1 protein-coding gene is annotated in these 1399 nt (G+C 69.6%); it reads right to left on the reverse strand.

The window, feature by feature from the left end:
• Positions 1 to 490: 490 nt before the first annotated feature.
• On the reverse strand, positions 491 to 1150 hold the full coding sequence (locus ABZ484_RS38710) for a response regulator transcription factor (RefSeq protein WP_306192877.1): 660 nt from the start codon (positions 1148 to 1150) through the stop codon (positions 491 to 493).
• Positions 1151 to 1399: the final 249 nt, after the last annotated feature.

Raw genomic sequence — 1399 nt, forward strand, 5'->3', positions numbered from 1 at the left:
GACGCCGTCTCCGAGGTGAACCGGTCACCGGTGAGCTGCATACCATCACCCGAGTCACCCGCGAAACGGATGATCACCCGGTCCAGACGCCGGACGCCCTTCGTCCCGGCCGCCCTGCGCTGCTCCCCTACGACGGCTCCGTCGGCCTGCTCCGCTGGACTGCTGACCTGGCTGGTCACTGAACTGGACCTCCTTCGAGGCGGCTGTGTGGGAGCGGCCTTGCCCAAGACCCTTCCCGGTTTCAACCCTACGACCGTCAGGTTCGCCTTCCCTGCACCGTTCGCATGCTGGACGCACCCGTGAGACGGTCCCATGCCCTGATCTGTCACCCCGTGCCGGCCGCGATCTGTCACTCCGTACCGGCCGCTCGGACCTCCTTCGGCAGGCTCGGCGCCCGTTCTCTCCTCAGCACGTTCCGCGCCCGCTCTCTCGTCGCGCTCGTGGTCGGCTCGACACCCGGATCGACCCTGACTGACACAGTGTCAACCGGTCAGGAGTTGAGATAGGTGAGGACGGCCAGAACACGCCGGTGATCCCCGTCACTCTGCGACAGACCGAGCTTCAGGAAGATGTTGCTGACGTGCTTTTCCACCGCCCCGTCGCTCACCACCAGCTGCCGGGCGATCGCCGAGTTCGTCCGGCCCTCGGCCATCAGGCCCAGCACCTCCCGCTCCCGCGGGGTGAGACCGGCCAGCACGTCCTGCTTGCGGCTGCGCCCGAGCAGCTGGGCGACCACCTCCGGGTCCAGGGCGGTGCCGCCCTGCGCGACCCGGACCACCGCGTCCACGAACTCCCGCACCTCGGCCACGCGGTCCTTGAGCAGATAGCCGACCCCGCGGCTGGATCCGGCCAGCAGCTCGGTCGCGTACCGCTCCTCCACGTACTGCGAGAGCACCAGCACACCGAGATCGGGATGCGCCTTGCGCAGCCGCACCGCGGCCCGCACGCCCTCGTCGGTGTGCGTCGGCGGCATCCGCACGTCCGCCACCACGACATCGGGCAGCTCCCCTTGGCCGTGCAGCTCGGTGATGGTCTTCACCAGCGCCTCGGCGTCACCGACACCGGCCACGACGTCGTGCCCGCGGTCGGTCAGCAGCCGGGTCAGGCCCTCCCTGAGCAGCACTGAATCCTCGGCGATGACCACCCGCACTCTGTCCTCCACGTTCCTCGGCCCCCCACAGCCCCGCTGCCTCGGTCTTCCGGCCGTCCCCAGGGGAACGGCTACGACACGGTCCAGCATTCCAGTATTCGGACCGCGACGCGCCCGGGCCCGGTGAAGCAGGGGGGAGCTCACCGGGGTCGCGGGGGTGGCCATGGGGGCGCTTCCACATGACGGGGCCTGGTGGGCCGCGGCCCCCCCGCCACCGACCCAACTTTTCCAAGTGCCCTATAGAACGAT

It is taken from the genome of Streptomyces sp. NPDC006393 (assembly GCF_040628575.1).
In the GTDB taxonomy this organism is placed as follows: Bacteria; Actinomycetota; Actinomycetes; order Streptomycetales; family Streptomycetaceae; genus Streptomyces.